At 47.0% G+C, this 1352-nt stretch carries 1 protein-coding gene; it reads left to right on the top strand.

The genetic code is table 11. The features are described 5' to 3' along the window. The coding region (locus WHS43_09725; GenBank protein ID MEJ5339917.1) for an HsdR family type I site-specific deoxyribonuclease at positions 1-1352 on the top strand (1352 nt) is incomplete at both ends.

Below are 1352 nucleotides of genomic sequence, written 5' to 3'. Positions count from 1 at the left end.
AGGCTTCTGAGCTTCTGGCGGTTGAGCAGGTTTTTGGCATAACTCATGCCATAAGGTTTTTATACGGTGCCACATGGAACACAAGCTCCAAGTCTCTGTATAACTTCAGAGAAGAAATAAAGGGTGGTTTTGAGGAGCTGATAAGGGCTTTCTTTGGCTGTGAGAGGGTAGTAAGGCTTTTGAGCGATTATGTGCTTTTTGTCAGAAAGGATGACAGGCTTGAAAAGGTTCTTCTCAGACCTCATCAGATAAGGGCTGTGGAAAAGTCCATACAGAGGGCAAAGGACCCAGACAAACATAAAGGTCTCATATGGCACACGCAAGGCTCTGGAAAGACCTACACCATGTTAGCTATTGCCAAAAGGCTCATAGAAGACCCTGTTTTTGAAAACCCGACCGTTCTGATGCTTGTGGACAGAAACGAGCTGGAGCAACAGCTCTTTTCAAACATAAAGGCGGTGGGTCTGGAGCGTGTGGAGATAGCGGAGAGCAAAAGATATCTTCAGGAGCTTTTAAGACAGGACAGAAGGGGCATTATTGTCTCTACTATCCACAAGTTTGAGGGCATGCCTGAGAATATAAATACGAGGCATAACATTATAGTACTTGTGGATGAGGCACACAGGACTATGGGCGGAAAGCTGGGCAACTATCTGATGGGAGCCCTGCCCAATGCCACATACTTAGGCTTTACTGGCACACCCATAGGAAAAACCTCAAGTGGGAAAAGCACCTTTCATATCTTTGGCATAGATGACCCAGAGGGCTACCTTGACAAATACAGCATAGCCCAGTCCATAGAGGATGGCACAACCCTCAGGCTCTACTACAACCTTGCACCCAACGAGCTAAAGGTGGATAGAGAAACCTTAGAGAAGGAGTTTCTTGAGCTAAAAGATGCAGAGGGTATAAGCGACCCTTGGGAGCTGGACACAGTCCTTGAAAAGGCTGTTCATCTAAAAAACATGCTGAAGAGCCAAGAAAGAATAAGCAGAGTAGCTGAGTATGTGGCAAGGCACTACAGGGAGTATGTGGAGCCTTTAGGATACAAGGCTTTTCTTGTGGCGGTGGATAGAGAAGCCTGTGCCTTATACAAGGAAGAGCTGGACAAACATCTTCCACCTGAATACTCAAGGGTGGTCTTCAGCCCACACAAAAATGACCCACCCATTATGCAGAGGTTTCATCTGAGCGAGGAGGAGGAAAAGAGGGTGAGGGAGGACTTCAAAGACCCTGAGAAGATGCCGAAGATACTCATCGTGACCAATAAGCTCCTTACGGGCTTTGACGCTCCTGTGCTTTACTGCCTTTATCTTGACAAGCCCATGAGGGACCATATGCTGCTTCAGACC

The sequence above is a fragment of the Aquificaceae bacterium genome (assembly GCA_037481935.1).
Taxonomy (GTDB): Bacteria; Aquificota; Aquificia; order Aquificales; family Aquificaceae; genus Pampinifervens.
Note: the sequence above shows the minus strand (reverse complement) of the source record. Positions and strands in the feature narration are given on the sequence as shown.